5 protein-coding genes and 1 tRNA gene are annotated in these 3,889 nt (G+C 62.3%); 5 read left to right on the top strand and 1 reads right to left on the bottom strand.

Translation table 11 applies throughout. From position 1 onward, the window contains the following. The 5 genes from AWB80_RS44280 to AWB80_RS42595 form a co-directional block, all read left to right on the top strand. A partial coding sequence (locus AWB80_RS44280) for a hypothetical protein (RefSeq protein ID WP_160147537.1) occupies nucleotides 1–1,059 on the top strand: 1,059 nt, incomplete at its 5' end. Beyond that, on the top strand, nucleotides 1,056–1,406 hold the full coding sequence (locus AWB80_RS42610) for a DUF2493 domain-containing protein (protein ID WP_061180591.1): 351 nt from the start codon (nucleotides 1,056–1,058) through the stop codon (nucleotides 1,404–1,406). The genes AWB80_RS44280 and AWB80_RS42610, both read left to right, overlap by 4 nt. Beyond that, entirely contained in the window at nucleotides 1,403–1,588 is a 186-nt protein-coding gene (locus tag AWB80_RS42605; RefSeq protein ID WP_061180590.1) for a hypothetical protein, read from the top strand. Before AWB80_RS42610 ends, AWB80_RS42605 begins: the two co-directional genes overlap by 4 nt. Nucleotides 1,589–1,880: 292 nt before the next feature. Next, complete coding sequence (locus AWB80_RS42600; RefSeq protein WP_061180589.1) at nucleotides 1,881–2,078, top strand: hypothetical protein; 198 nt, start codon at nucleotides 1,881–1,883, stop codon at nucleotides 2,076–2,078. Next, nucleotides 2,075–2,410 carry a DUF3307 domain-containing protein gene (locus AWB80_RS42595; RefSeq protein WP_208635778.1) on the top strand — a complete coding sequence of 112 codons (336 nt, stop codon included), beginning with the start codon at nucleotides 2,075–2,077 and terminating at the stop codon, nucleotides 2,408–2,410. Before AWB80_RS42600 ends, AWB80_RS42595 begins: the two co-directional genes overlap by 4 nt. A gap of 66 nt (nucleotides 2,411–2,476) precedes the next feature. On the opposite strand, the gene AWB80_RS42590 is transcribed toward AWB80_RS42595, so the two are convergent. Continuing rightward, a tRNA-Gly gene (locus tag AWB80_RS42590) sits at nucleotides 2,477–2,552 on the bottom strand. Between the last annotated feature and the right edge of the window lie 1,337 nt (nucleotides 2,553–3,889).

Raw genomic sequence — 3,889 nt, 5'->3', positions numbered from 1 at the left:
GATCTCGATGACGATTACGACGCATGGTTCAACAAGAAGGACGACGCGAAGCCGGCGGCCACGCCAGGAGATCACGTCGCGTTCGAGCACGGCGAGCACAAGGGGCACGGCGAGGTGATCGCGTCCGGTGCCGATGGCGCGCAGGTGAAGGACGGGAAAGACGCTGTGCATCGCGTCCCGCACGACAGCATGACGCACAAGTGGGACGGCGATGATGCGCCAAGGCAGGGGCCGAGCGAGGCCGAAACGAAGTCGGATCCGAACGCGCAACCGACGGGCGCGAGCAGCGACGCGCTGAAGCCTGAGAAGGTCAAGCAGAAGAAAAACGGTAACTGGCAGATCGATTCGGCGATCAATGGCGCGGGAGGGCAGAAGGTCGGTTTCGCTGAGACCGAAGAATCGCCGGACGCCGTCACGATGCGCACGGTCATGATCGAGGACGAGAACGCGCGCGGCAAGGGCTACGCGCTGAATGCGTATCGCGACACGATCAATTACGCGCTCGAGAGCGGCAAGGCATTCCATAGCGACAAGGAAGTCAGCGCGCCCGCGCGCAAGGTCTACGATCGCCTGAAGAAAATGGGGTACCAGGTGGAGCAGTCGAAAAACGTGTCTGAGGACGACTACGGCCGTCTGCACTCGAAGGACAAGGGTCCGGTCTTCACGATCACTGGCAAGCCGATGCGCAAGGCGATCGGCGCGCGGCGCACGCTGCTAATTCTGAAGTCGATGATTGCCGGCTACACCCGGCGCGATGGCGTTTTCGTGCAGCCGCACTCGGACAAGCGCGCGCGGCGCGCGCCGGCGGCGGACTCGCGCCAGATGGTGCTGTTCGAGGCACCGAAAAAGAAGCCGCTCCCGCCGAACAAGTTCAAGGGTCTCGATCCGGTCAAGTCGACGGGCGATCTGTTCGAGGACGAAAAGTATGACTGGGAGCATGGGCACGGGCATGTGCGGCCGCGTGCCGATGGCGCTCGAGCGCGCTGCGGTGCCGAGCGTTCGTGCTCCGTCTGTCAGCACGAGCGCAAGCTCGACGATGCAGAGAAGGCGCGCGCATGAGGCTGCTCGTGTGCGGAGGGCGCGACTTCACCGATACACTCGCGGTGTTCGGCGCGCTCGATCGCGCGCACGCAAAGCGCGAGATCACACTCGTGATTCATGGCGCGTGCCCGACAGGTGCCGATAATCTCGCCGAAAAGTGGGCGAAGTCGCGAGAGATCCCCTATCTCGGACATCCTGCCCCGTGGAAGCTCTACGACAAGGCGGCCGGGCCGATGCGCAATCGAGCGATGCTCGAGGAGTGGAAGCCCGAAGGTGTCGTTGCATTTCCTGGCGGATCCGGCACTGCGGACATGGTGCGCCGCGCGCGCGACGCGGGCGTCACGGTGTGGGAGCCGTGCAAATGACGCTTCGAAAGTACTGGCAACGCCATCCGATCCAGTTGCGCGCTACGGCGCTATTTCTCCTCGTGTTCCTGCCGATCCTGCTGCCGCTGCTCGCGGCAATCATGGCTGATTGGCGTGGGATTGCGCGCGATGTCGCCGAGCATTACCGCGACGCGTGGCGCGCGCTCACAAAGGGCCATTGATTATCGCGCGCCCGTCCTGCGCCCTGGATTCTCAATTTCACGCCCGCGAGTTCCGCAAAGCCAATGCTGGCTTGGCGCTCCGCGATCATGCTTGCATTCTCCAACACATTTAGCATCTGATCGCGCCGCGCGCCGTGCGTCGGTAATACAACGTATTACGGTCGGAATCCAACTGCTTTGGGGAAGTCTTTTGACATTATTTCTATAATGTCGAGCACGGCACGCCGGAGCGCGCGGCCGCCGATCGTGACGCCAGACTGAAGTCTCATCATCACAAAATGAGGTCTGCGCGATGCGCTTCCATCGATATTCCCTCGAGGGTCCGGTCAATCACTTCGTGCATCTCCGCACCAATGGCGAGCTGGTGCTCGGCGAGGAGGAGGCGGAATTGTTCAACGAACTCGACGCCGCGACGCGCGAGAACATCGCCGATCTCGTGAGCAATGGTCCGCGCGAGACGGAGCGACGCATCCGCGAGGCGATCGCGTGATAGCGTTCCTAACGGTGCTTTTCTGGCTCGTGGTCGGTCACTCGCTGGCCGACTATCCGCTGCAGGGCGATTTCCTGGCACAGGGAAAGAATCGCCATACGAAGATCGGCGCGATGTTCTGGCCGCATTGCCTGTTCGCGCACTCGATGGTGCATGCCGGGTTCGTGGCGCTGGTCACGGGCTCGATCGCGCTTGGCGTGTGCGAGGCGATCGTGCACGCCGTGACGGACTTCCTGAAGTGCGAGGAAAAGATCGGGATGCGCGCCGATCAGACGATCCACTTTGCATGCAAGGCGCTGTGGGCGGCGATCGCCGTCGGCGCGTTCGCATAAAAGAAAAAGGCGCCCACGTGGGGCGCCTGAAAAACACGAGCGGGGCTTGCTCACGCCGAGAGAAATTGGAGCGGGCTATCGGGTTCGAACCGATGACATGCAGTTTGGAAAACTGCTGCTCTACCAACTGAGCTAAGCCCGCGAGTTGCCGCCTTTCAGCGGCTCGTCCCGTCGCTATTGCCAGTCCACGGGCTTACTGGTGCCGGGTTTCCACCGGACTCCACGGCTCCGAGATCTGCCGCTTACCCCTCAATTCGCGCCTTTCGGCGGCTTCGGGTGCATGCTATGAGGGAGCGGCCGGTTCGATGAATCCCCGAAGACTCCTGTCTGCTTCCGTGGGTCACACTACCGCACGTCCGGCCGGCGCGAACCTGGCTACCTTCGGTTGATCTCTCCCGCTACCTGAGAGCGGACTCCGGAAAATCCGCGCCCATGAGGGGCTGATTCGAAAGATAGCTGAGCACGGATCGCGCTTTACCCTCACGGCTGGCGGCTGTTTTGTCCATCGTTGGCCCGCAACTGCTAGGGCAACCGCCATGCGTGAGAGTGCGGGCTCTGCCTCCGCTTGCCGGCTTGCGTACCGGGGCTTTCCACGTTGAGGGTGCGGGAATCGAACCCGACGCGCTCGCCCTTTCGGGCCGCTCTACCAATTCGCGTTTATGAGCTACACCCTCACGACTGGCGACTCCCTAGAACGGATTTCAGATCCGTCCGGCGCCCGCCTCTTTTGTCAGAAGACGCCATGCGTGAAGGTGCGGAGTTTGGCTATCACCCTTCCCAGTTCTCCAGCTCCGCAAAGCTCCCTGGTGTAGTCGGTCATCGGGTTCCCGTCCGCGCTGGCCGACAAGCACGGCGGATCATCCCCTCGCTCACGAGGTATCCTCAACGGAACGGGCTGGCATGCGAGTGCGCGCCACTCACCAGCCCAGTACTGCGCGCTCCGTTGAGGATGCCCGTTCTTTCCGGGCTGTCAGGAGCGCATCTCTGCGTATCCACTGGTGGCTACGATGCAACGTAGTTGGTTGAGGGTGAATCCCAGTCCTTACCACGCAGCGAGTGGCTGGGCGCTGCTGCTCGCCGATTGCTCGACTTTTCACCTTACGGCGTTCCCGGTTCACGCGACTTTCACCCTCAAGCCATGGCGACTGGTACCGGACAGTTGTTCGCGCTGTTCGGTCGGGGGTCCGGGTGGCCGGAAGTCGCCATGCTTCAGGGTGCTGGTTACGGGTTCCAGCGTCGGCCCTATCTTGCCGCCGGTTTTGCGCTTTCGCGCGAATTAATGGCCGTACTTTCCGGCCTGTCAGCGGGTGCGCGACTTCCCGCTACGCTAGGGTTTGCTGTGAGACTTACCCTCAGATTGACGCCGTCCGGATGTGCTCTGCGGCGCCGACCGCCGCGTTACGACGTCAATCTGAGAGGACTGCTCAATGCAGTCGATGGTTGCGGTCGCCGGAATCGCACACGGTCTTTCGGCTTATG

It is taken from the genome of Caballeronia pedi (assembly GCF_001544915.2).
In the GTDB taxonomy this organism is placed as follows: Bacteria; Pseudomonadota; Gammaproteobacteria; order Burkholderiales; family Burkholderiaceae; genus Caballeronia; species Caballeronia pedi.
Note: the sequence above shows the minus strand (reverse complement) of the source record. Positions and strands in the feature narration are given on the sequence as shown.